Below are 24,238 nucleotides of genomic sequence, written 5' to 3'. Positions count from 1 at the left end.
GAGGCGCGGAGGCGCGGAGGCGCTGGCCGGGAAACGGGGGCGTGGAGGCGCGGAAGCGGGGGAGGCCGGGGAACGGGGGCGCGGGGCGTAAGGGAGTGCGGGCAGGACGGTGAACCGGGCAGAGGTGCGCGGGGCGCCGGGCTCAGAGGACGTTCGTCTCGGAGGGGGCCGGTGGGCGCCAGGAGAGCAGCCGGTGCTCGAGCTTGCCGATCAGCCACTCCGCGCCGAGCACGATCACCGCGATGACGAGCATCGTGGCGAACACGCCGTTGGGGTCGAAGTTGTTCTGCGCGGTCTTGATGACCAGGCCCAGTCCGCTCTGCGCGCCGAGCACCTCGCCGACGAGCGCGCCGACGATGGCGAAGCCGAAGGCACTGTGCAGGCTGGCGATGATCCAGGTCAGTGCGGAGGGCACGATGACGTGCCGGGTGATCTGCACCCGGGAGGCGCCGAGCACCCGGACGTTGGCGAGGACGTTGCGGTCGACCTCGCGCACGCCCTGGAAGGCGTTGAAGAAGACGATGAAGAACACCAGCACCGCGGCCAGCAGGATCTTCGGGGTGACGCCGATGCCGAAGGCGACGATGAAGATCGAGCCGAGGACGATGCGCGGGATGGCGTTGACCATCTTGATGTAGGGGCCGAGCACGTTGGAGAGGTAGCGGCTCTGCCCGAGCGCGATGCCGAAGACGACGCCGGTGAGCGCGCCCACGACGAAGCCGGCCAGTGCCTCCTGGATGGTGGTCCAGACGTTCGAGTAGAAGGAACCGAACTGGGTGCCGTGCTGGAAGAGGTCGATCAGCCGCTGCCAGATCCCCGACGGCTGTCCGAAGAAGAACGGGTCGACGATGCCCCAGGTGGTGAAGGCCTGCCAGCCGCCGATCACGACGACCGCGAGGCCGAGCCGGCCCGCCCACACCAGGGCGACCTGGCGCCGCGCGGCCCGCTGCGCGGCGATCACGGCCGGACTCTTGCCGCCGTCGGCGACGGGGAGCTTCGGAGCGGTGGATGTCGTGCTCATTCGGTGCCTCCCGCGGTGAGGGCGTAGGCGCGCTCCACCTCTTCGCGCAGCGTGTCCCAGATCCGATGCTGCAGTTCGATGAAGCGGGGCTGGAAGCGGATCTCCTGGACCGAGCCGCGCGGGCGGGGCAGGTCGATGTCGAAGACCGCCTTGACCGAGCCGGGGCTCGAGGTCATCACGACCACCCGGTCGGCGAGTGCCACCGCCTCGTCCAGGTCGTGCGTGATGAAGATGACGGACGGCCGGATCTGCTCCCACAGACTCAGCAGTTCGGTCGACATGATCGCCTTGGTCTGTACGTCCAGGGCGCCGAACGGCTCGTCCATGATGAGGATCTTGGGCTCGTTGATCAGGGCCGCGGCCATCGCGACGCGCTTGCGCATACCCCCTGACAACTGGTGGGGATAGCGGTCCTCGAACCCGGCGAGGCCGACCCGGCGCAGCCAGTCGCGCGCCGAGGCCTGCGCCCGCTGCTTGGGCACCCCGCGGAAGACGGGACCCATCAGCACATTGCCGAGGACGGTCTTCCAGGGCAGCAGCGCGTCGGTCTGGAACATGAAACTCACGCCGTCGGTGATGCCTTGCACCTCACGGCCGCCGACCGTGACCGAGCCCTCGCTGGGGCGGTCGAGCCCGGACACCATGCTCAGCGTCGTCGACTTGCCGCAGCCGGTGGGACCCACCACGGCGCAGAACTGGCCGGGCTCCACGGTGAACGAAACGCCTTGCAGTGCCGTGAACACCTCACCGGCGGGGGTCAGGAATCGCTTGGTGAGCCCTGAGATCTCGATGCGCGCGTTCGTCTGGTCCGCCGCACCGGTGCCCGGGCTCGTCGCGACATCGTTTCGCGAAGCCATGATGGGGCCGCTTCCTTCCGTCTGTCGGGGTTCCTCGCAGTCCGAGGAAGGCAGACGCTAGAGGCGGTCGGATGTTGCGTCGCTGTTTCCGAGCTATCTCGCGATAGTTGCGTAAAGCGGGCTTCTGCTCGTTCTGCTCACTGAACGGGGTATGGGCAGCATCTCGGCCATCAGGCACAATCGCGCCACTCGGGTACGGCGCGCGAGCCGTCCCGGCACGACGCTCGACCGGCATGAAGAGGTACCCGTGATACCCACCCGTTTCCGGCCCGACCGCGGCGGAAAGCGCCGGCTTTCCACACGGATCCTCGCCAACCAGCTGGTCATCCTCGCCCTCACCGGCCTGATCGGCTTCGTCCTGTTCGCCTTCGCCCAACGCGCCGAGCTCGACCGCTCCTACGAGCAGCGGGCCCTGGCGATCGCGCAGACCGCGGCCGCCGACCCGCAGATCCAGCAGGCCATGGAGTACGGGGGCGGCGGGGACGTGGTGCAGAGGGTCGCCGAACGGATCCGCCGGACTTCCGAGGCGTCGTACGTGGTCGTGATCGACCTGCACCGGATACGTCACTCGCACCCCATCCGCGCTCTGATCGGCGAGCCGGTGGCCGAGCCGGTCGTGGTCGAGGACGGCCGTTCGCACGTCGGCATCAACCAGGGCGCGACCGGCCGCTCCGCCAACGGCAAGGCCCCCCTGTACGGGCCCTCCGGCACGCTGGTCGGCGAGGTGTCCGTGGGCATCCCGGAACACGACGTGCTCGGCGAGCTGTGGCGCGAGCTGCCCACCTTCGGGCTGTACGCCGCGATCGCCACCGCGATCGGCGCGGCGGCGGCCTATCTGCTGGCACGGCGGCTGAAGCGGACCACCTTCGGCCTGGAGCTGGAGGAGATCGCAGGTCTGCTGCAGGACCGGGAGGCGATGCTGCACGGCATCCGGGAGGGAGTGGTCGCCTTCGACCCCGACGGCAGGATCACCGTCGTCAACGACGAAGCCAGGCGGCTGCTCGGCCTCGGCACCGCGCTCGGCTGCCGGCTGGAGGAGGTGCTGTCCGACGGCAGGCTGCGCCGCGCCCTGGACGGCAGCCTGACCGGCACCGACGTCAGCGTGCTGACCGACGACCACTGCCTCGTCGTCAACCGTATGCCGGTCACCCTGCACGGCCGCGAACTGGGCGCCGTGGTCACGGTGCGGGACCGCACCGAACTGATCGGCCTGCTGCGCGAGCTGGACTCCGTACGGGGACTGACCGACGCCCTGCGGGCCCAGCAGCACGAGTTCACCAACCGGATGCACACGCTGGCCGGTCTGCTGGACATCGGCGAGCACGCGTCCGCGTACGAGTACGCCATCGAGACGGCCCGTTCCGGGCAGGCCCTGACCGAGGCCGTGCGCGAGCACATCGGGAACCCGTTGATGGTCGGACTCATCGTGGCCAAGACCACCGTCGCCGCGGAACGTGGGGTACGCGTCGTCCTCACCGACGACTCCGCGCTCGGCGACGACCCGCCGCATCTGCGGAGGCTGCTGACCATCGTCGGCAACCTGCTCGACAACGCCATCGACGCCACCGCCGAGGCGCCGCCCGCCGACGGCGGCCGGTTGATCCGGCTGACCGTGGCCGAGGGCGACGACCTCCTGCTGGTACGCGTGGCCGACAACGGTCCGGGCATCGCCCCGGGCTCCGCCCAGTCGATCTTCGAGGACGGCTGGTCCTCCCGTCCCGAGCGCGGCACCGCGCGCCGCGGTCTGGGCCTGGCTCTGGTGCACCGGCTGGTGCAGCGCCACGGCGGCACCATCACCGTCGGCGAAGGCCCGGGCGCGGTGTTCACGGTCGTACTGCCGCAGCCGGACAGGGCGGCGGCTCCGGTCCCGGGGGACGCGCTGTTCACGACGGCGTTGCCGACGGGAGGTGACTGCTGATGATCCGGACTCTCGTGGTGGACGACGACTTCCGGGTCGGTCAGATCCACGGCGACTACGTGCGCCGGGTCGCCGGTTTCGGGGTGGTCGGCGAGGCCGCGTCCGTGGCCGAGGCCCTGATCGCGGTCCGCGCCCTCCGCCCGGACCTGCTGCTGCTCGACATCTTCCTGCCCGATGGCAGCGGACTCGACATCCTGCGACGGCTCAGCCAGGATCAGGGCGGCACCCGCCCCGACGCCCTGATGATCACCGCCGACCACGACATCTCCTCGGTCCGCGCCGCGATGAAGCTGGGCGCCATCGGGTACCTCGTGAAGCCCTTCGGTTCCGCCGACCTCGCCGAGCGCCTCAATGCCTACCGACAGCTCCGCGACCGTGTGGACGCGCTCAGCCGGGCGTCCACGGCCGACCAGGCCGACGTGGACGCCCTGTTCAGCGCCGCCCGTCCGCCCGCCGTTCCCCGGATCCCGGCCAAGGGCCACTCGGCGCCCACGCTCAGCGCGATCCACCAGGCCCTGCGCACGGCCCAGCGGGCCCTGTCGGCGGCGGAGGCCGCCGAGGTGACCGGCGTCTCCCGCGCCACGGCCCAGCGGTACCTCTCCTACCTGGTCAAGGAGGGCACGGTCCGCCTGGAACTGCGCTACGGCACCAACGGCCGCCCCGAACACCGGTACCGCATCGCCCGTTGAGCCGAGCACCGGTGCCGCATCGCCCCCCGCCAGGAGGCGAGGTGGGCGGCAGGGAAGCCAGGAGGTCGCACGGGCCCAGGTCGGCTTCGCAATTACCCAGCCCGTGGGCCCTTTTCATGTCACGAACCTACCGGGTCACCCGCCATGTCTGCCGAGGCCGTACGCCGCTTGGCCTGGATCGCGTCTGCCGGGACCTCGAAGACGATCGCGAGCCCGTCGCGCTCGTTCCCCTGCTCGCCCACGCGCGTGAAACCGAAGCCCGCGATGGTGGCCAGGGAGGCGGTGTTGTCGGAGCCGATCCTGGCCCGCACGGTCCTGACACCGGGTTCGGCGGCGGCCCTGACGAGCAACGCCCTCAGCATGGCGCGGGCATAGCCCTGGCGGCGATATCCGGGTACGACGGTGTAGCCGACCTCGACCATGCCGGCCTCGTCCGGTGGCCCGTGGAACCCGGCGTCGCCGACAACGGCCCCGTCCGGCTCGGACACTGCGGCCCGCGTGATCCAGGGCGCGGCAGACGGGTCCTTGGCGAGCTGGTCAGCGCGATAGCCGAAGATCCAGCGGGCCCGGTCGCAGACGAAGTATTCGTCAAGGGCGACCCCCGCCTCAGCGCTGCCGCCGGCGAGGTCACCGTCGGCAAGCGCCCGCAGAGCCTTCGCGCTGAGCTCGACGAAACGGACGCGTTTGGAGATGGAGAGAGGTTCGTGATGCATCGCGGAGATGTTCCCCCCATCATCGCAGGGCTGTCCATCGCTTTACGGCCTCGGCGGACGTAATGATCACTCGAACCTAAATTCCCCCAAGACCGTGCGACTTGACAGTTTGTTACCCACTGCTACTGGGTTCACTGACGTCCAGCTGAAACGGCCGAAATCGACAGGGCGCACATGCCGCACGCCTCCGAATTCCATACCGAGACGTATTTGCGTTGAAGCGCACTTCAACGTCTGGCTTCGGGCGCATGCGATACGTCAAACTCGGAACGACCGGGCTGGAAGTCTCCGCATCACACTGGGCTGTATGAGCTTCGGCGAACCGGACCGGGGCGGCGAGCCATGGTCGCTGGGCGCGGACGCCAGCCGGGACATCATCAAGCAGGCGCTCGAGTGCGGCGTCAACTTCCTCGACACGGCCAATGGGTACAGCGCCGGAAGCAGCGAGGAGATCGTCGGCCGGGCGGTCAAGGACTTCACCCGGCGGGAGGAGGTCGTTGTCTCCACCAAGGTCTGGATGCGGATGCGCCCCGGCCCGAACGGCGCCGGGCTGTCCCGCAAGGCGATCTTCGCCGGGCTCGACGCCTCCCTGAAGCGACCGGGAACCGACTACATCGACCTGTACCAGATCCACCGCTGGGACTACGACACCCCGATCGAGGAAACCCTCAAGGCGCTGCACGACGCGGTCAAGTCCGGGAAGGTCCTACATCGGAGCCTCTTCCATGTACGCCTGGCAGTTCGCCAAGGCCCTGTACCTGGCGGACCTGAACGGCTGGACCCGGTTCGTGTCGATGCAGGACCACTACAACCTCATCCACCGGGAAGCAGAGCGGGAGATGCTGCCGCTCTGCGCCGACCAGGGCATCGGCGTGATTCCGTGGAGCCCGCTGGCGCGGGGCAGGCTGACACGGGCCCAGGACACCGCCACGGCGCGTGCCGAGACCGACGCGGGCGGCAAGATCCTCTCTCGCGACCAGGACCAGGCGGTGGCCGAGCGCGTCCACCAGATCGCGGGCAAGCGGGGTCTGTCCCCGGCCCAGGTCGCCCTGGCCTGGGTCATGCGCAACCCGGTGGTGACCTCGCCCATCGTCGGGGTCACCAAGCCGGCCCAACTGGCCGACGCGGTCGCCGCGGTGGACGTCCGACTTGACGAAGACGAGGCCGCCTGCTTGGAGGCGCCCTACCAGCCGCACGAGACCGCCTACCTGGAGGAGTCCTTCTACAAGCAGCAGCCGGTGGCGGCCTCCCGGTAGTCCGGGCTACCGCCGGGCCTTCGACGAGTTGTCGACCTCGGCCATTGACAACTCTGTGGTCGGTGGTCGGCCCAGCGGTGCGTGCGGGCGGTCGCGCGCAACTGCATGATCCGCGGGCTGCACGCCAGTGATCGACTACCGGTTGCCAGTGCTCAGGGGCGGTAGGCGGAGGTCGCGATCTCGATGATGGACCGGATCAATGGGTTGCGGTCGCCTTCGTTCCACGCCACCACCACTCGGCTCGGCGCCATGTCGGTCAGCGGTACCACGGCCAGCTCTGCGGGCAGGTCGTGTCCGAGCGGGGCCAGACCGATCGTGCCGTTCCACAGCACGGCCTGCAGGCATTCCTGCACAGCGCGCACCACTGGGCCCTTTCGCGGCCTGCCGCCGTTCCAGTACGCCTGCCAGCGGGGATCGGTCCCTTCCGGGAACTGAAACCAGCGACGGTCGCTCAAGTCGGTCAGCCGCAGCCGGTCGCGTCGGGCCAGCGGATCGTCGGCGCGCAGGACCACGCCGACCGGATCGGTCCGCAACACCCGCACCGTCAGGGCGGTCTCGTCGAATGGCGCTCGCGTCAGGGCGACATCGACCAGTCCGGCGCGGAGCCCGCAGGTCGGGTCGGTCAGATCGGTGTCACGGATGCGGATGTCGATACCGGGGTGGCGTCGGCGGTAAGCGGCGGCCAGCCTGGCCACTCCAGGGTCGGTGCCGTCACCCAGGATGCCCACGGTCAGGGGCGTGGCGCCGGCCGCCGCGCTCACGCGCAGACGGACACGATCGGCATGGTCGAGCAGCGACCGCGCCTCGTCCAGCAGCACTCTGCCCACCGCAGTGAGTGTGACGCCTGCAGGCGAGCGGGCGAACAGCAAGGCTCCGACCTCGGCCTCCAACTGCTGGATCGCCCGGCTCAGCGGCGGCTGACTCATATGCAGTCGGGTGGCGGCCCGGCCGAAGTGGAGTTCCTCGGCGACCGCCACGAAGTAGCGCAATGTCCGTAGCTCCACGCTGCAACAATACCCACGAGGTATCGGCGCTGCGGGATGGGTCTTGGACGCCGTCAAGGCCCTGGCGGTGCAATCGTGAGCATGACCGAAGCAGCCAAGACCAGCCGGCCGCAGGCCGGCCCCGCCCTCTCGGTGATGGGCCCCGGTGACGGAGAGACGATCATTCTGGGCACCACGCGCATGCGCGTCCTGGAGGACGGCAGCCACACCGAGCACCGCCTCGCGATCGCCGAGTCCGTCCTCGCGCCGCACACTCAAGGGCCGCCGCAGCACCGCCACGCCCGACATGACGAGGGCTTCTACATCCTCTCCGGCACCGTACGGTTCACCGTCGGAGACGAGGACCACGATGCCACCGCGGGCACGCTTGTGATGGTTCCGCCTGGTATCCCACACACCTTCGCCAACCTGACCGACCAACCCGCCGTCATGCTCAGCACGTTCACCCCCGACCTGTACGTGCAGTACTTCCGAGACCTCCAGGACACTCTGGCCGCCGGCCGGCCGCTGACGCCCCAAGCCAACATCGACGCGATGAAGCGCTACGCGACCGAACCTGCTACAGACCTCGCCTGAGGCCGACGGCCCGGGCCTTCTTCAGGCATCTGTTGGTGATCGACGCCATCGACGGGACCCCGGGAACGGGCGTTCCAGAACGGGAACCATGCACCTCGCCTATTGGATCGTCGCGGGACTTCTCGCCCTCTTCTACTTCTACGCGGGCGCAATGAAGGTGAGCCGCAGCCGCGATCGACTCCGGCCGATGATGGCCTGGGTCGACCGCGTGCCGTTGTCCGTCGTAAGGCTGCTGGGAGCGGTCGAAATACTGGGCGCTACCGGATTGATCCTGCCGCCACTGACCGGCATCGCTCCCTCACTGGCGCCGGCCGCGGCCATCGGCTTCGTACTCCTGCAGATGGGTGCGGTCGCCGTCCACCTGACCGGCGAAGACCGCCGGATCACGCTCAACGTCGGGCTCATCCTCACCGGGACCGCGACCATCTGGCTGGCCACCGGACTGTGATCGAGCACCCAGTTGACCGGCGGCTTCGCCGGAATGCAACCGCCACAGGACCCCTGTCGTGTCTCCTACACATCCAACACGCCGTCATCCACGTCGTGCTCGCTGAGGCGTATATGCCACACGCTGGCGTGCGGTCTGCTGGTGTGATGGCCCGCTTCGTAAGACGTACGGGCTGGGGGTTGCGGCTGCAGGGCCTTGCGGTCGGTGTGTGTGCCCCTGCCCCGGTTCGGTGACGTCGGCCGAGGCGGAGCGGAGGAAACGGACATGGAGGCAACTCGGGGCGCGGCGGGTGCTCGCTGGTTCTCAGATGGGGGTGCCCTCAGCCGCGGCGGCTCGCAGGACAGAGCGGGGGAGCGGGTACGTCCTCGCCGCCGCAACCGATGCCGTCGGCTCCAGGGCGATCAGGCCGGGCGGCGGGCCGAAACCAGCAGCGTCGCCGCCGCCCGCGGCCTCTGACTCGCGGGCCACGTCTCGACGCTGACGTCGGTGAACCCGGCCTCGTGTCGGCCGCGGCGACGGACAAGTCGGCCGGTGGCCGAGTTCCATGACCGAATGCTCATGTCGCAACGCCGGGGCGAAATCGCTGTCGCCGCGCCACCTGCCCTGTCGCCCGCCGCCAGGCTGCGCGGCGCACCCGTGGGGCCGCCGACGATCTACGTCGCGGAGCGCGTCGGACTTCACATGGTGCTGTACGGAGGGCTGGGGCTCGATCACAGGCTGCGGCATCGCCACGTTCGCGGCGACCCGCTGGCTCCAGCATCTGCGGGCAATTGAAACCGCCGAATCGCCCGCGCCGAACGGCGAGTGACGATCACCCCGGGTGCGCCACGGCCTCCTTTTGCAGTTGCACCGCCGCCACCAGGCTCAGCCCCGGCTCCGCCTGACGCAGTGCCTTCACCGCTGCGACCGAGGCGACATCCCCGGTGAAGCCGACGGCGGTCAGCCGGGAGCGGACCCAACGCGCGCGTGCCTCGGCCCCGGTGGCGGCGGCGGTGGACTCGGCGATCGCAACCGCACGTTCCATACCCGCGCGTTCCTCGGGCGAGGCATCGGCCAGCGCCTGGCGCAGGGCGGCCGCGATCACATCTGCATCGCGGAGTATGACTGTGGCGTTTTTTGACGGTCCGAAGATTCCCATGCGGATCAGGTTGGTGGCCAGATGCCCCGGCTGCCAAGCAACTTGAGCGTTTCCAGAGGCTAGTCAGCGAGGTGTACGAGGCCGGCGGTGTCGAAGGCTGCCGTCGGGCTGCCGATGCGCAAGACCGCGTCGGTGTAGGCGTCGGTGGCACTCAGATACATGGCTAACTGGCTCTGACAAGAGCGGTTGATCTGTGACTGTCGGCTTGATCGCCCGTTGGTGACGGCATGGGGTAGCGTCGGTTACGGCTATGGATCGTGTCGGACGAACTGTGGTCGCTGATCGAGTCGTTGCTGCCCGCACCACCGCCCAAGCAGGTCGAGGGGCGGCCGCGGATGCCCGACCGGCAAGCCTTGCTGACCGCCGGCAACCGCAACGACGTCACCCAACTCCTACTCCTGCTGGACACGATCCCGGCCGTTGCGGGAGCCGTCGGCCGGCCACAGAGGGCCCGACATGTTCTTCGCCGACCACGGCTACGACCATGACAAGTACTGCCGGCTCCTGCGCCACCGCGGCAACTCCGGCCCGCCATCGCCGTACGAGGCCAGCCACACGGCACCGGCCTGGGCACCCTCCGCTGGGTCGTCGAGCGGACGATCTCCTGGCTGCACGGTTCCGCCGCCCTCGCATCCGCTGAGGACGACGCGACGACATCCACGCAGCGTTCCTCGGACTCGCGGTTTGCCTGATCACCCACCGACACGTCCAGAGGCTTTGTCAGGGTCAGTTACGCGGACGAAGTACGGCCGGAATGAGCCTTCGTGGATCGACTACCTGCGGTGCGGCAATTGTCTTACCTCATCGTCCTGCATGGGTGTCGGCCGCAAGATGGTTGAGGGCGACTCGCTCCTTGGGCAGTGCGGCGACCGGATCGCCGAGGTCTTCCGTGACCCTGAGCACCTGCTCGCCCCCGCGCAAGCTGAATTCCAACGAGAAATCCTTCACAGGATGAGCGCGGCTCGGAGGACGGTCCTCGGAGCTCATCCACGACTGCGGGGCCGGCCGGTCCGTCAACGGCTGCCGGCCCCGCATTCCGGTTACTTCTCGGCCGCGGCGAGGGCGGCCAGTTCGCGGTCGACCGCGAACCGGTGGGCCTCGGCGTCCTCACGCGCCTTCTTCGGGCTCCAGCGGCCTGCCATCACGAAGACGAAGGGCAGGAACAGCACTTGGCCGCCGACACAGATCCACCACCAGTTGCGCCACTCGCCGGGTCCGTCCTTCGATGCCTTCTGGACCTGGGGGCCGTATTGCCGCAACAACTTGAGCTGAGGCGCGGCCTTCTGCACGACGGCCAGGTTCGCCGCACCGACTTCCTTGACTGCGCGGGCGCCCAGCGCGGGTGGCACCGTGGTCGGGGTGTACTTGTTCAGTTCGGCGAAGAGTTGAGGATGCGCGTTGATGATGGTGAGCGCGGGCGCGGGCCTGAGCCGAGGCAGCCTTGACCTCGGCGCCGTGCTCCACAAGCGGAGTCACGGACGTCACGAGCACCGGAATGAAGGCCGCGGAGACGGCGACAACGATGCGCACTGTCCACCCCCACACCGCCAAACCCGCTGCCGTCGCTGCCGGATTGTGCTTTTCCACGGTCTCGGTGAAGCTCGCCATCCAGGGCGCGTAGGCGATGCCGCTGAAGACTCCGATGCCGATGAACAGCCAGGCGAAGGTGTAGTAGTCGGTCGTCAGGTGGGTGGCGCGGGTAGCGAAGATCGCGGTCACCACGATGGAGCCGACCGCGCCGACGATCATGAACGGCTTGCGGACCTTCAGGCGGTCCGAGAGCAGGCCCACCAGGACCAGGGCGATGGCGTTCGCGCCCCAGTACCAGTTGGCCAGCGCGTTGGTGCGCTGCTCGGTGTAGCCGAAGGTGGTCGCGAAGTAGACGACGAAGTTGCCGACCGCCGCATAGTAGAGCAGCAGGAACACGGCGATGGCGAAGGCCGATCCCAGCACGTCCAGGCGCATCATCTGCCGCCACTCCCCGCGGCGCACCGCCTCGGTGTCCAGCCCCCTGGCGCGCGCCTCGACCAGCGCCCGGTCCCGCAGCGACACCATGGTCTGATCCCGCAGAGCCGGGGACAGCTCGCGCAGCGCGAAGATCGCCACGACGAACACGACGAACCCTGCCATCGCCGAATACCGCAACTCGTCCTGCCAGGTGGCACTGTCGAGGGTGTTGCTGGTGACGGTGGTGACCACCAGAGAGCCGATGACCGGCCCCATCGTCCAGTACCCCATCGCGGTGGCCCGGCCGAGCTGAGGGGAGAAGTCCCTGATCAGTGCTGGGGTGGCGACCAGCACGATGCCCTCGATGAAGCTGACGAGCGCGAAGAGCACCATATAGGCGCTCTTGCTAGCCGCGTTCGGCAGCCCGAAGAAGACCAGCAGCGAGGCGATCAGCAGCCCGTAGACCACCAGATTCGCCCGGCCCCAGCGATCGGCGAGACCGGCGACGAGCGAGGCGAATGCCCCGATCGCGTTGCCGATCACCGAGACCCAGACGAAGTAGCGGTACGTCATGTCGAAGTGCGTGATGATCGACGTCGCCACCGCGTACTGGATGTAGAGCATGTAGTACAGCACGACGGTGGTGACGACCACGATCGCGAGGTACGCCATACGGCGACCGGTGGGCGGATAGTCGGCCAGGTCGCGACGGTACAGGCGGGTCAGCGGACCTTGGGCGTTCACGCGGGGCCCATCAGGCGTGGGTCTGTCGGCGTCGAACGCCGTCGGTGTGGCGGACATGCGGCTCCTCCTGCTGCTACGGAAACGGAAACCGGGTGTGGCGTCACGGCGGCGGGGCTCGTTGCGCCCGGCTCCGAGAGCGTGGCCAGAGGCTAGTACCGACTAGTCGGTACGCCTAGGGGTCGGCGCAAGGTTGTTCACGCCGTTCATCACTTTGTTCTGGCCTTCCGAGTTGTCCGGCAGGCTTTCGGGGAGTCGTTGGTACAGGGCCCCTCTGGCCTCGGTCTCACTGCTGATCTCCCGGGCGTCCTGCCACCAGGCATGCAGGTCACGCCAGCGCAGGTCCTGGATTCAGACTTCTCGGTCGTAGACGAGAGTGTCCTCCGGGTTGCCTCCAACGATCTCGATGTCGTTGTCCACCGCGGACCGGAAGCGGATGGCGGGCTTGGTGAACGAGGCAAAGATGATGTTCTTCGGCCGCCGGGTGCCATGCAGCCGCGTCGCCACCACCGCCTGCGGTGAGGGAGGCCTGTCAGGAGAGCCCACACAAAAATGCCCCCGCGCGGAGGGCGCGGGGGCGGGCCGAAGAGACTGATCAGAGCGCGTCCACGGCGTTCACCTTCCAGCCGTCGGACGTACGGCTCATCGTCATCCGCACCCGGTTCAGGTCCAGGCGGGAGCCCGAGACCTGGGTGCTCTGCGTGACCTGGTTGACGAAGAGCAGGACGGTGACCCTGTCCGGTGCCGCCGAGACGACGGAGGCCGCGGTGACCGACGCCTTCACCACCCCGTGGTACTTCTTCGCCGTCGGCCCGACCACACTCGCCGTCGTCTTTCCATACTCGTCCCGGAAGTGCCCGGTCAGCCGATCACGCGCCCGGGTGAAGTCGCGGTCCAGATGCCGGTAGTCGTACGACAGCACGACTGGCGCCGCCTTGCGCGCGGTCGTCAGAGCCTGCGCCCGGGCGCTCTCGGCGCGCCGCTCCTGCCCGTACTGCCAGCCGAGCACCGAGACCGCGACCAGGCCCATGACCAGGAGGGCGCCGAGCAGCGCGGTGAGCGGCAGCCACCGCCGGGACGGGCGGGCAGGCGCCTCGTCCGTCAGGTCTTCAGGTGCCGGCTCCGGCGGGTCCTCCCAGCCGTCCGCGGCCGGCGGGTCGATCGTCAGGGTGCGCCCGGTGAGGGGTTCCTCGGGGTGCTTCGGGTCCTCGACCCGCATGGTGCGCTTGGCCGCCGCACGGGCGGCCGCGTTCATCGCGCGGCTGCGGGCTGTCGGGTTCGCCATCGTCGTACTCCTCACTGGTGGTGCGTGACCGGTGGTGCGGGTCAGCCCACGAACTCGACGTCGGAGGTCAGCCAGCGCCCGTCCCGGTAGACCAGGTCGAGCTGCAGCCGATAGGTGCGGGCCTCTCCCTTGGGCACGGCAGTGTTGGTGACCTTGCTGTCGGCGACCACCAGGACGCGGGCCGAGTGCGCGTCGGAGCGGACGATGCCGGCGTCGAGGACCTGCCCTTCGGAGACCGACCTGTTCTCGGCGACGAGCTTGGTCAGGTCCTGGGTCTGCGCGCTGAACTGCTTCTTGAAGTCGCCGGTGGCGCTCTCGAGGACGTTGGCGCTGTCCCGGTCGTAGTGCCGGTAGTCGAGCGAGGTGAAGTTCAGCGCGGACTGGCGGGCGGCAGACAGGATGTCCTGGCGCCGCACGTCCTTCTCGTGCTGGTCATAGAGGCGCAGGCTCAGCCAGAGAGCGGCTGCCGTGGTCAGGAGGGTCGCTACGACGAGTCCGACCGTGAGTGCCTTCACGTTCCCGCCGAGTTCCTTCACGGTCAGGCCATAGGACCGACTAGCAGCCATTGCCACGACTCCTTTCCGAACACCGTCTGTTGGCCGCCCGTCGAGCCGATCTCGACGGGCCTTCCGTCCGGGCCGGTCGCGGTGCCGGTCTCCGGGTCGTACGGCGTGACGTACGCCGCCTGGTTCGCGCCACCCGAAGTTGAGCGTGCGCCGGGGGCGTTCTGCGCGCCCCGTACCGAGGTCTTGCTGCCGCGCGGGGCGGTGCAGCGCGCGTCGGTGTTCGCCGCGCGCGTGCCGGTGTCCGAGGGATCCCGCCGGGTCGTGCCGTATCCCTGGGTGCACGGCGCCGGGTCGTCGGCGTTCACCACAAGGCCGAAGTGGAAGGTTCCGTCGCCCGGGACGACCGTGTAGCTGCCCGAGACCAGCGCGGGGAAGGTGACGAGCGCCTGCTCGACGCCGGGCAGGTGGGCCAGTGTGACCTGGCCGCCGCTGATCAGGTTGGCCAGCAGGACCGAAAGCTGCGGACCGGTCGACTTCAGCAGGGAGTTGACCTCCTGAGCGGCCGGCGCGGCATTGCCGATCAGCTTGCGCAGGTCCCCGTCGCTCGACTTCAACTGTGCGGTGAGCAGCGCCAGATCGTGCGCGAACGACTTGATCGACGAGCCCTGGTCGGCCTGCGTCTTGAGGACCTTCCGGGAGTCCTCGATCAGCGAGATCGTCTGGGGCAGCGAGTCGGACGCCGACTCGACGAGCGCGTTGCCGGAGTCCACCAGCCGGCTCAGGTCGGGGCCGGTGCCGTTGAAGGCCTTGCCCAACTCGTCGACGGTGACCCGAAGATCGTCCTTGCCGACGGAGTTCACCAGCCGGTCCAAGCTGAGGACGAGGTCGGTGGTGGGCAGCGGCACCCGGGTGCTGCCCCGCGGGATCGCGCTGCCGTCGAGGAGGTACGGGCCGTGCGAAGTGCGCGGCTGCAGGTCGACGTACTGCTCACCCACCGCCGAGCGGTCGGCGACCACGGCGAGGGTGTCCGCCGGGATGCGCGGCGCCCCGTCCTTGATGTCGAGGGCGACCGACACACCGTCGTCGCCGGTCAGTCCCAGCGAGCCGACGCGGCCCACCGGCACCCCGCGGTAGGTGACCTCGGCGCCCGGGAAGATGCCCCCGGAGTCGGCGAAGTCGGCCCGCACGGTGTAGCCGCGGTCCAGGAGGCTGTCCACCAGGCCGGTGTACTCGGCGCCGACGTACGACACCCCGACAGCGGTGACGGCGGCGAAGGCGAGCAACTGTGCCTTGACGGTACGGGTGATCACGGCTGGACCCCCTTCAGCATCAGCTCAGCGAGCGCGAGGTCGGTCCCGTCGGGTGCGCGGGCGCCGGTGGAGTAGGCGCTTGTGCACACGGGCGGGCACAGCACGTCGCCGCCGCCCGAGGAGGCCGATGGGGCCGGCAGGCCCGGTGTGCTCGGAAGCGCGGTCGGTGTGGGGACGCTCGGCAGGTCCGGGACGTCCGGGAGGTCCGGGAGATCCGGCACGTCGGGCGCGCTCGGGGGCTGCGAACCACCCTTGCCCTTACCGGAGTTGCCGCCCGCCACGTTCCCGTACAGGTCCGCGAGGTCGAGGTCCGCGGTGAGGTGGAGGTTGACGTAGTCGCCCTTGACCGCCTCTGTGGCGTTGCGTGGGAACGGGTAAGTGGTCAGCAGTTCAAGGGAGTTGGGCAGGTCGCTGCCCGCCTTGTTCAGCTGCCGCAGGATCGGCCGGAGCTGCTTGAGGTTCGCGACCGTGTCGTCGTGCGAGGCCTCGACCACCTTGGTGCCGGTCTTGCCGAGCTTCGACAGGGCGGTGAGCATCTTCGTCAGCTTGCGCCGCTCGCCGGCCAGGACCTTCAGAGCGGGTGGCATCGTGTCGACGGCCTTGGCAATGGTCTCCTTCTCCTTGCCGAGCCGCCCCGCGAGCCGGTCGACGGCCTTGATCGCGCGGACGATGTCCGCCTTCTGCTCGTCCAGTCCGCCGACGAACGTGTTCAGCTCCTTCAGCAGCGACCGGACTCGGTTCTCCCGGCCGTCCAGGGCCTTGTTCAACTCCACGGTGATCGTCTTGAGCTGGGCCACCCCACCGCCGTTGAGCAGTGCGGACAACGCGGACAGCACCTCCTCGACCTCCGGGTTGCGGCCGCTGCGGGACAGCGGGATGCGGTCGCCGTCGCGCAGCCGGCCCACGGGGGCCGTGCCGGTCGGGGCGGCGAGTGCCACGTACTTCTCGCCGAGCAGGCTGGTCTGCCGCAGTTCCGCCACCGCGTTGGCGGGCAGCTTCACCGAGTCGGCGACCCTTAGCCGTACGCGCGCGTGCCAGCCGTCCAGCTGCACTTTCTCGACCGCGCCCACGGTCACGTCGTCGACCTTCACCGCCGACTGCGGCACCAGGTCCAGGACGTCACGGAAGTCGACGGTGACGTGGTACGCGTGTCCGTCGTCGGCCGCACCGCCGGGCAGTGGGACGTCGTACCAGCCGTTGAACTCGCAGCCGGACAGCAACAGCGAGCCGACCGCCGCCCAGGCGAAGGTCCCCGCCTTGCGTCGTATGCTCATGCGCTCGCCCCCAGGATCCCGCCGAGCGTCCTGTCGGTCGTGCCGGTCACCGCGGTGCCCTGCGTGGGAAGTTCGGGCAGGGAGTCGAAGAGTTTCGTCAGCTCCTTGCAGTCGGGGTTCTTGCCGCCTTCGGCGCCCGTCGTCCTGAGCAGGGAGCACAGGAGCGAGGCCGGATCCTGGGCCTGTTGGGCGTTGTTGCGGGTGTCGAGGGTGCCGGAGGACGGGTTGTAGGTGTTGTTCAGGTTGGAAAGACCGACGGGCGCAACCGTCAACAGCTCGTTCAGCGCGGCCCGTTGGGTGACGAGCACCTTGGTCACCTTGCTGAGGCCCTTCACGTCCGAGGTCAGCGACTTCTTGTTCTTCCTCACGAAGGAGGACACGTCACCCAGCGCCGTGGCGAGGTTCGCGAGGGCCGCCGCGAGGTCCTTGCGCTCGCCCGAGAGCTGCTGGGCGACCTTGGCGAGGCTGGTGTCGAACGACCGCACGCTCTCGTCGTCGGCCGCCAGCGCCGCCGTGAACACCTGCAGGTTCCGTACCGTGCCGAACAGGTCCGTGCGGCCGTCGGACAGTGTCGTGACCGCCTGCGAGAGGTCCTGGACCGTCTGGTTGAGGTTCTCGCCCTGTCCGTCGAGGTTGTCGGCGCTGACCCCGAGCAGCCGCGACAGGGAGCCGTCCTTGTTGGCGCCCTTGGGGCCGAGGGCGTCCGCCGTGGTGTGCAGGCTGTCGAAGACGCGGTCCAGTTCCACGGGTACGGCGGTGCGCTTCTCGGGGATGACGGCGCCGTTCCGCAGGACCGGGCCCTTCCGGTACACGGGCAGCAGTTGCACGTAACGGTCGCTGACCACCGAGGAGTTGATGATCGCGGCCTTCGCGTTGGCGGGTACCTTGCGCCCTTCGTCGTACTCGAACTCGACGCGCACCCGGTCGCCCTCGGGAGTGATCTTCCGGATCTCGCCGATGCGGACGCCGAGGACACGGACGTCCGAGCCGGGGTAGATGCCGACGGTGCGCGGGAAGTACGCGGTGACATGGATCTTCCCGGGGCGCGGCCACAGCGCGTAGGTGAGCGCAGCGATCAGCGCCACCACGGTGACCAGAGCCAGGTTCCTCCTCACTGCCCCCCTCCCGTCTTCGGGACCACCGGAGCGGCGACCAGGTTTTGGACGTAGGAGTCGAACCAGCGTCCGTTTGCGAGGGTGTTGGTGAAGACCCGGACGTACGGCGCGAGCAGCTTCACGCTGCGGTCCAGGCTGGACTGGTTGCGTTCGAGCATCTGCACCACACGGTTCAGGCCCCTGAGAGCGGGCCCGATCTCCTTGTCGTTGTCGTCGACCAGGCCGGAGAGCTCGATGCCGAGCGTGGCCGAGGTCTTGAGCAGCTGGTGGATCGCCGTACGGCGCTTGCTGATCTCCTTGAACAGGCTGTTGCCGTCCTTGACGAGGGCGGTGAAGTCCTTGGAGCGGTCGGCGAGTACACCGGTGGTGCCGTTGGCGTGGTCGAGGAGTTCCCCGAGGGCCTTGTCGCGCGAGGCCACCGTGCGGGAGATCCGCGACAGGCCCTTGATGGACGCGCGTACCTCGGCGGGCGAGTCCTGGAAGGTGGTGGAGATGGTGTCCAGGGCCTTCGCCAGCTGCTCGGTGTCGACCTTCTCCGAGGTGGTGGTGAGGTCGCTGAAGGCCTGCACGACGTCGTACGCCGCCACCGTGCGCCGCAGCGGGATCTCGCTGCCGGGGCTCAACCGGCCCGGCCCCTTCGGCTGCAGGGCCAGGTACTTCGCGCCGAGGATCGTCTTGACCCGGATCGACGCACCGGTCTCTGTGCCGAAAGCCGGGTTGCCCTTGACCTTGAAGGTCACCTTGACGTGGTCGCCGTCCAGGTCGACGTCCTCGACCTTGCCGACCTTCACCCCGGCGATCCGCACTTCGTCGCCGGGCTTGAGACCGCCGGCCTCCGAGAAGGCCGCGCTGTACGTCCGTCCGTCACCGATGAAGGGGAGGCTGTCGGCGTTGAACGCGGCCACCGTCAGCAGGGCGAGGACGGTGAGGCCCACGGCACCGATGACGACCGGGTTGCGCTCGCGGAAGGGGATCAGGCGGGGGCGCCGCAGCCGTATGCGCGGGAGCCTGGGCGGGTCGATGCGGACCTTCATCATCGGCTGAGGCTTCGGCTGCGGCTTGCCGGGGCGTGGTGCCCGCCGGGGAAGCCGTGGTCTGGGCAGCTTCGGCCGGTCGATGCGGACCCTCATCAGGGGTTCAGGCCTGCTGGGGCGAGGTGTCCACCGAGGGAGCCGTACGGTCGGCAGCTTCGGCGGGTCGATGCGCACCTTCATCAGGGGCTCCGGGCGCTGTTTGCGCGTCACGATCCGCACCTCGCCCTCGCCACGTGCATGTCGGGGGTCAGCACCTGCTTCGTCTTCGGCAGCACGATCCGGCCGTCGAAGTCGCAGAGATAGAAGTTGAACCACGAGCCGTACGACGCGGTCCCCGTCAGTGCGTTGAGCTTGTTCGGCAGCCGCTTCAGCACGCCCTCCACGGTCTTCTCGTTGTCGTTCAACGTCCCGGTGAGATCGGTCAGTTGGGCGATGTCGTCCTTCAGTGGCGGCCGCGCGTCCGTCAGCAGCCCCGAGGTGGCGTCCGTCAGATCGCCGATGTTCACCAGCGACTCGCCGATCGGCTTGCGGTCGGCGGACAGTCCCGAGACCACCCGCCGCAGCTGCTTGAGCAGCCCGGAGAAGCGGGTGCCGCGCTTGTCCAGCGTCCCCAGCACGGTGTTGAGGTTGTCGATCACCGAGCCGATCAGCTTGTCGCGGTCGGCGAGCGTCGTGGTGAGCGAAGCCGTGTGCACCAGAAGGCTGTTGACGGTGCCGCCCTCGCCCTGCAGCGTCTTGATGATCTCGGTGGCGAGCTGGTTGACGTCCTGCGGGCTGAGCGCGGCGAACAGCGGTTTGAAGCCGTTCAGCAGGGCGTTGAGGTCCAGCGCGGGCTGCGTGCGCTTCAGCGGGATGGTGGCTCCGGGCCTCAGCCGGGTGCCGTCACCCGCGCCCTCGGTCAGGGCGACGTACCGCTGTCCGACCAGGTTGCGGTAGCGGATGACCGCATGGGTGCTGGTGAGCAGCGGCCGGTCCGCGCCGACGGTGAAGGTGATCTCCGCCAACGTCCGGTCCTTGATCCGGATGCTCCCGACCTCGCCGACCCGCACCCCGGCGACCCGGATGTCGTCGCCCTTCTCCAGGCCGGTGACATCGCTGAAGACGGCACGGTACGTGCGCTCGGGGGTGAAGGAGACATTGACGATGGTGGCGGCCAGCAGGGCCGTCGCCGCGATCGTGACGAGAGCGAAGACGCTGAACTTGACGAGGGGGGCCGCGGTCTGCCGGGCCGGGGTGGTCCTCATGCCACACTCACCGCCGTCCCGCGCGCCATCGGCCCGAACAGCAGCGTGGCGACCGGCGGCACCTCGTCGGCCGGCACGCCCATCACCGGTGACACCAGCGAGCCGACGGCTTGCTGCTCGGCCCGGGTGGCGGAGACGCCGAGCAGGGGCGAACTCCCCTGCTTCGAGCCGTCGTCGAGGTGCGCTCCGGGGGACGGCACCTGCGGGCTGGGCAGATCACGGCAGTTCGGCCCCGAATGCTCGCCGTATTGCGGCTCCTCCCCGGGCTGGTACGCGCCCCGCTGCCGTACGGCTTCGAGCGTGATGTGCATCCTGCCGCCCCGGAAGGCCTGATCGGAGGCCTGTTCCTCGTGGACCAGGCCGGTCAGGAGGCACGGGTACTCGGGGGAGTAGCGGGCGAAGAGCTCCAGGGTGGGGCGGGAGACCCGGCCGAGGGTGATCAGCCGGTCGCCGTTCGCGTCGAGGAAGCCGTCCGCGGTGTCCGCGGCCGTCGCCGTCGTGGTGAGCGCGTTCCCGAGCCGGACCCGCTCCTCGACCAGCGTGCGGCTGGTGGTGACGGTGTTGCGCAGGATCTCCATCAAGTCGGGGGCTGCATCGCCGTACACCTTCGCGACGTCGGCCAGACGGGCGAAGTCCTCGGTGAGGGAGGGCAGATGGGGATTGAGGCGGTGCAGATAGTCCTCCACGCGGGTGAGGTTGTCGCCGATCCGGTCGCCGCGGCCCTCGAGGGCGGTGGCGAAAGCGGAGAGCGTGGCGTTGAGCTTGCCGGGCTGCACGGTCCGCAGCAGCGGCAGCAGGTCGTTCATCAGCTGCTGCACCTCGATGCCGACGCGGGTGCGGTCCTGGGTGATGACGTCGCCGGCGCGGATGGACCGGGCCGAGGTGTGCGCGGGCGCGACCAGGTCGACGTACTTCTCGCCGAACAGCGTCTTCGGCAGCAGGCGTGCCCGCACGTCGGAGGGGATCTCGGCGACGTACTGGGGCTTTAGTGCGATGTCGAGCGTCGCCTTCGTCCCGTCGGCGCCCACCGAGCGCACCTCGCCGACCAGCAGGCCGCGCAGCTTGACGTCGGCGCCGGGGTCGAGCTGGTTGCCGAGGCCGTCGGCCTCCAGCTTGATCCGCACGACCGGAGTGAACGCCTGCCGGTACACGGCGACGGACAGCGACAGCAACAGTGCGAGGACGGCAAGGAACACCACGCCGTACAACCGCAGTCTCAGCATTCTCATCTGACTCACCCCGCAATACGTACGGTCGTGCTGGCGCCCCAGATCGCGAGCGACAGGAAGAAGTCGAGGACGTTGATCGCCACGATCGAGGTCCGCACCGCGCGGCCCACCGCGACGCCCACGCCCGCCGGGCCGCCGCTCGCGTAGTAGCCGTAGAAGCAGTGCACGAGGATGATCAGGACGGCGAAGACGAGGACCTTGCCGAAGGACCACAGGACGTCGACCGGCGGCAGGTACTGGGAGAAGTAGTGGTCGTAGGTGCCCACCGACTGGCCGTAGTAGCCGGTGGTGATGGTGCGGGCGGCGAGGTACGACGACAGCAGGCCGATCACGTACAGCGGGATCACGGCGACGAAGCCGGCGACCATCCGCGTGGTCACCAGGAACGGCAGCGAGGGCACGCCCATGACCTCCAGGGCGTCGGTCTCCTCGCTGATCCGCATCGCGCCGAGCTGGGCGGTGAAGCCCGCGCCGACGGTCGCGGAGAGCGCGAGTCCGGCCACCAGGGGTGCGATCTCCCGAGTGTTGAAGTACGCCGACAGGAACGCCACGAAGTTGGAGGTGCCCAGCTGGTTCAGCGCGGCGTATCCCTGCAGACCCACCTCCGTTCCGGTGAAGAACGACAGGAACGCGATGACGCCGACCGTGCCGCCCACGACCGCGAGGGCGCCGCGGCCGAAGCTCACCTCGGCGAGCAGCCGAAGGATCTCCTTCTTGTGGCGCCGCAGGGTGCGGCCCGTCCAGGCCAATGAGCGCCCGTAGAAGGAAAGTTGGCGCCCCAGCGCCTCGAGACTGTCGAACAGCGCCATGCCTCAGCCCCTCTGCGGGACGACTTGGAAGTACACCGCGGTCATCACGAAGTTCGTCACGAAAAGCAACATGAAGGTGATCACCACGGACTGGTTCACGGCGTCGCCCACACCCTTCGGACCGCCCTTCGCGGTAAGCCCCTTGTACGAGGCGACGATCGCCGCGATGGCCCCGAAGACGAGCGCCTTGATCTCGGCCGCCCACAGGTCGGAGAGCTGGGCGAGAGTGGTGAAGGAGGCGAGGTAGGCGCCCGGAGTGCCGTTCTGCAGAACGACGTTGAAGAAGTAGCCGCCGGCGACGCCGACCACGGACACCAGACCGTTGAGCAGTACGGCGACGACCATGGACGCGAGCACCCGCGGGACGACCAGCCGGTGGACCGGGTCGATGCCGAGAACCTGCATCGCGTCGATCTCCTCGCGGATCTTCCGCGCCCCGAGGTCCGCGCAGATCGCCGTGCCGCCCGCGCCCGCGATCAGCAGCGCGGTGACGATCGGCGACGCCTCGCGCAGTACGGCGAGGACCGAGGCGGCGCCCGAGAAGGACTGGGCGCCGAGCTGTCGCGTCAGACTGCCGATCTGCAGCGCGATCACGGCGCCGAAGGGGATGGAGACGAGTGCGGTCGGCAGGATGGTGACGCTCGCGACGAACCAGGCCTGCTGGATGAACTCTCTGCCCTGGAACGGCCGTCGGGGCATCGTCCGGACGACGTCCAGCGCCATCGCGAACAGGTTCCCCGACTGCCGCAGCGCACCGGTCGGTGACAGTCTCATACGTCCGCCACCGCCTTCCGCCGCCGCAACTCCGCTTCTCGCTCCGCGATCGCGTCCCAGCGGGGCGGTCGGAGGATGCCTGGGCCCGGCAGCAGGCGGGGAGTCAGAGCCTGGCTGCCGGGAGTCTGTGTGCCGTTGCCCAGTTGGGCCAGCTCCTGCTCGACCTGGGCGGCGTCCTTCTCCTCCGCCATGCCGATCGGTCCCTGCATCCGCCCGTTCAGGAACTGCCGCACGACCGGCTCGTCACTGGTCAGCAGCTCTTCCCGCGGCCCGAACATGACCAGCTCGCGCCGGAACAACAGGCCGATGTTGTCGGGGACTTGGCGGGCAGAGGCGATGTCATGGGTGACGATCAGGAAGGTCGCGTCGATCTGCGCGTTGAGGTCGACGATGAGCTGGTTGAGATAGGCGACCCGGACGGGATCGAGGCCGGAGTCGGGCTCGTCGAAGAGGATGATCTCGGGGTCGAGGACGAGGGCGCGTGCGAGCCCGGCCCGTTTCCGCATCCCGCCGGATATCTCGCCGGGGAGTTTCGGCTCCGATCCGATCAAGCCGACCATGTCCATCTTCTCCAGCACGATGCGGCGGATCTCGCTCTCGGACTTGCGGGTGTGCTCACGCAGCGGAAACGCGATGTTGTCGTAGAGATTCATCGAGCCGAACAGCGCGCCGTCCTGGAACAGCACGCCGAACAGCTTCCGCACCTCGTACAACTCGTGCTCGCGAAGCTTCGTGATGTCCCGCCCCGCGATGCGCACACTGCCGCGGTCCGGCTTCAGCAGCCCGACGAGCGTCTTGAGGAACACCGACTTGCCCGTGCCGGAGGGGCCGAGCATGACGGACACCTCCCCGGCGGGCAGCGTCAGCGACACGTCCTGCCAGATGACCTGGTGACCGAAGGACTTGGTCAGCCCTTCCACGCAGATCTCGACACCCATCCGGTCCACCTCTCGGCCCGTGGAGCTGCTCCGACATCTGCTCTACGGGGAGCGGCGGGCGGTCCGTCGCTCGGGAAGAGAATTTTTTCGGGTGGGTCTGCGGGGGTGGGCCTGAGGGACTCTGCGGGTTGGTTCGGTCGGGGACCGCGGGGCGGGCGGGGCGGACGGGTCTGCGGGAGCGGTGTGTGGCCTGCGGGGTTGATGCGGGCGGGGGTTGCGGGACCGGTTCGAGTGAGCCTGCGGGATTGCTCGGGTGAGGTGTGAGGGGGCTCTACGGGTCGGTTCGGGCACGGCCCGCGGGACTGTTCGAGCGGGCCCGCGGGGCGCTTCGGGTGGACTTGTGGTGATGATGCAGGTGGGCTTGCGGGGGTGGTTCGCTGGGCGGATTCGGGCGGGCCGGCGCCCTGTTTTT

General features: G+C 69.0%; 23 protein-coding genes and 2 pseudogenes. 6 read left to right on the top strand and 19 right to left on the bottom strand.

What is annotated here, in order from left to right; all coding sequences use genetic code 11:
- Window positions 1-142 precede the first annotated feature (142 nt).
- Both LN251_RS28510 and LN251_RS28505 read right to left on the bottom strand, forming a co-directional pair.
- Window positions 143-1,021: an ABC transporter permease gene (locus tag LN251_RS28510; protein WP_458247053.1), complete on the bottom strand. Its 879-nt coding sequence runs from the start codon at window positions 1,019-1,021 to the stop codon at window positions 143-145.
- A complete protein-coding gene (locus LN251_RS28505) occupies window positions 1,018-1,878 on the bottom strand; it encodes an ABC transporter ATP-binding protein (RefSeq protein ID WP_458247052.1) in 861 nt (286 codons plus the stop codon). The genes LN251_RS28510 and LN251_RS28505 overlap by 4 nt, the downstream gene beginning before the upstream one ends.
- A gap of 247 nt (window positions 1,879-2,125) precedes the next feature.
- Here LN251_RS28505 and LN251_RS28500 point away from each other — a divergent pair, with 247 nt between their 5' ends.
- Both LN251_RS28500 and LN251_RS28495 read left to right on the top strand, forming a co-directional pair.
- On the top strand, window positions 2,126-3,796 hold the full coding sequence (locus tag LN251_RS28500) for an ATP-binding protein (RefSeq protein WP_458247051.1): 1,671 nt from the start codon (window positions 2,126-2,128) through the stop codon (window positions 3,794-3,796).
- Complete coding sequence (locus LN251_RS28495) at window positions 3,796-4,485, top strand: response regulator (RefSeq protein ID WP_458247050.1); 690 nt, start codon at window positions 3,796-3,798, stop codon at window positions 4,483-4,485. Before LN251_RS28500 ends, LN251_RS28495 begins: the two co-directional genes overlap by 1 nt.
- Before the next feature lie 119 nt (window positions 4,486-4,604).
- Here LN251_RS28495 and LN251_RS28490 read toward each other — a convergent pair whose 3' ends face one another.
- Complete coding sequence (locus LN251_RS28490; RefSeq protein WP_458247049.1) at window positions 4,605-5,198, bottom strand: GNAT family N-acetyltransferase; 594 nt, start codon at window positions 5,196-5,198, stop codon at window positions 4,605-4,607.
- A gap of 248 nt (window positions 5,199-5,446) precedes the next feature.
- Between LN251_RS28490 and LN251_RS28485 the strand changes: the two are divergent.
- Window positions 5,447-6,454: pseudogene (locus LN251_RS28485) on the top strand (aldo/keto reductase).
- 152 nt (window positions 6,455-6,606) lie between these two features.
- On the opposite strand, the gene LN251_RS28480 reads toward LN251_RS28485, so the two are convergent.
- The gene (locus tag LN251_RS28480) at window positions 6,607-7,458 is read right to left on the bottom strand and encodes a LysR family transcriptional regulator (protein ID WP_458247048.1); all 852 of its coding nucleotides are present in this window, start codon (window positions 7,456-7,458) and stop codon (window positions 6,607-6,609) included.
- A gap of 81 nt (window positions 7,459-7,539) precedes the next feature.
- On the opposite strand from LN251_RS28480, the gene LN251_RS28475 reads away from it, so the two are divergent.
- Both LN251_RS28475 and LN251_RS28470 read left to right on the top strand, forming a co-directional pair.
- Window positions 7,540-8,034 (top strand): cupin domain-containing protein, encoded by a 495-nt coding sequence (locus LN251_RS28475; protein WP_458247047.1) that lies wholly within the window; start codon window positions 7,540-7,542, stop codon window positions 8,032-8,034.
- Window positions 8,035-8,122: 88 nt separating this feature from the next.
- Complete coding sequence (locus tag LN251_RS28470) at window positions 8,123-8,482, top strand: DoxX family protein (protein WP_458247046.1); 360 nt, start codon at window positions 8,123-8,125, stop codon at window positions 8,480-8,482.
- 811 nt (window positions 8,483-9,293) lie between these two features.
- Here the strand turns inward: LN251_RS28470 and LN251_RS28465 are convergent.
- Window positions 9,294-9,620: a hypothetical protein gene (locus tag LN251_RS28465; RefSeq protein ID WP_458247045.1), complete on the bottom strand. Its 327-nt coding sequence runs from the start codon at window positions 9,618-9,620 to the stop codon at window positions 9,294-9,296.
- A gap of 353 nt (window positions 9,621-9,973) precedes the next feature.
- Between LN251_RS28465 and LN251_RS28460 the strand changes: the two are divergent.
- Window positions 9,974-10,338: pseudogene (locus LN251_RS28460) on the top strand (transposase); the annotation flags it as partial.
- Between the two features lie 83 nt (window positions 10,339-10,421).
- Here the strand turns inward: LN251_RS28460 and LN251_RS28455 are convergent.
- From LN251_RS28455 to LN251_RS28390, 14 genes are all read right to left on the bottom strand, one after another.
- A complete protein-coding gene (locus LN251_RS28455; RefSeq protein ID WP_458248239.1) occupies window positions 10,422-10,553 on the bottom strand; it encodes a hypothetical protein in 132 nt (43 codons plus the stop codon).
- Window positions 10,554-10,727: 174 nt separating this feature from the next.
- Window positions 10,728-12,368, bottom strand: coding sequence for an MFS transporter (locus tag LN251_RS28450; protein WP_458247044.1), 1,641 nt, complete (start codon window positions 12,366-12,368; stop codon window positions 10,728-10,730).
- 291 nt (window positions 12,369-12,659) lie between these two features.
- Window positions 12,660-12,815, bottom strand: a complete 156-nt coding sequence (locus tag LN251_RS28445) for a hypothetical protein (protein ID WP_458247043.1) — start codon at window positions 12,813-12,815, stop codon at window positions 12,660-12,662.
- Between the two features lie 88 nt (window positions 12,816-12,903).
- A complete protein-coding gene (locus LN251_RS28440) occupies window positions 12,904-13,593 on the bottom strand; it encodes a hypothetical protein (protein ID WP_458247042.1) in 690 nt (229 codons plus the stop codon).
- Between the two features lie 41 nt (window positions 13,594-13,634).
- Window positions 13,635-14,165 (bottom strand): hypothetical protein, encoded by a 531-nt coding sequence (locus LN251_RS28435; RefSeq protein ID WP_458247041.1) that lies wholly within the window; start codon window positions 14,163-14,165, stop codon window positions 13,635-13,637.
- Entirely contained in the window at window positions 14,132-15,409 is a 1,278-nt protein-coding gene (locus LN251_RS28430) for an MCE family protein (protein WP_458247040.1), read from the bottom strand. Before LN251_RS28430 ends, LN251_RS28435 begins: the two co-directional genes overlap by 34 nt.
- Window positions 15,406-16,683, bottom strand: a complete 1,278-nt coding sequence (locus tag LN251_RS28425) for an MCE family protein (RefSeq protein WP_458247039.1) — start codon at window positions 16,681-16,683, stop codon at window positions 15,406-15,408. Before LN251_RS28425 ends, LN251_RS28430 begins: the two co-directional genes overlap by 4 nt.
- A complete protein-coding gene (locus tag LN251_RS28420) occupies window positions 16,680-17,786 on the bottom strand; it encodes an MCE family protein (protein ID WP_458248177.1) in 1,107 nt (368 codons plus the stop codon). Before LN251_RS28420 ends, LN251_RS28425 begins: the two co-directional genes overlap by 4 nt.
- Window positions 17,787-17,794: 8 nt before the next feature.
- Window positions 17,795-18,835, bottom strand: a complete 1,041-nt coding sequence (locus LN251_RS28415) for an MCE family protein (protein ID WP_458247038.1) — start codon at window positions 18,833-18,835, stop codon at window positions 17,795-17,797.
- A gap of 203 nt (window positions 18,836-19,038) precedes the next feature.
- Window positions 19,039-20,076 carry an MCE family protein gene (locus tag LN251_RS28410; protein ID WP_458247037.1) on the bottom strand — a complete coding sequence of 346 codons (1,038 nt, stop codon included), beginning with the start codon at window positions 20,074-20,076 and terminating at the stop codon, window positions 19,039-19,041.
- Window positions 20,073-21,305 carry an MCE family protein gene (locus LN251_RS28405; protein ID WP_458247036.1) on the bottom strand — a complete coding sequence of 411 codons (1,233 nt, stop codon included), beginning with the start codon at window positions 21,303-21,305 and terminating at the stop codon, window positions 20,073-20,075. The genes LN251_RS28410 and LN251_RS28405 overlap by 4 nt, the downstream gene beginning before the upstream one ends.
- 5 nt (window positions 21,306-21,310) lie before the next feature.
- Window positions 21,311-22,114 carry an MlaE family ABC transporter permease gene (locus LN251_RS28400; protein ID WP_458247035.1) on the bottom strand — a complete coding sequence of 268 codons (804 nt, stop codon included), beginning with the start codon at window positions 22,112-22,114 and terminating at the stop codon, window positions 21,311-21,313.
- A 3-nt stretch (window positions 22,115-22,117) separates the two neighbouring features.
- Entirely contained in the window at window positions 22,118-22,888 is a 771-nt protein-coding gene (locus tag LN251_RS28395) for an MlaE family ABC transporter permease (RefSeq protein ID WP_458247034.1), read from the bottom strand.
- The gene (locus LN251_RS28390; protein WP_427164142.1) at window positions 22,885-23,826 is read right to left on the bottom strand and encodes an ABC transporter ATP-binding protein; all 942 of its coding nucleotides are present in this window, start codon (window positions 23,824-23,826) and stop codon (window positions 22,885-22,887) included. The genes LN251_RS28395 and LN251_RS28390 overlap by 4 nt, the downstream gene beginning before the upstream one ends.
- Between the last annotated feature and the right edge of the window lie 412 nt (window positions 23,827-24,238).

Source organism: Streptomyces sp. MAI_2237 (genome assembly GCF_054189285.1).
Note: the sequence above shows the minus strand (reverse complement) of the source record. Positions and strands in the feature narration are given on the sequence as shown.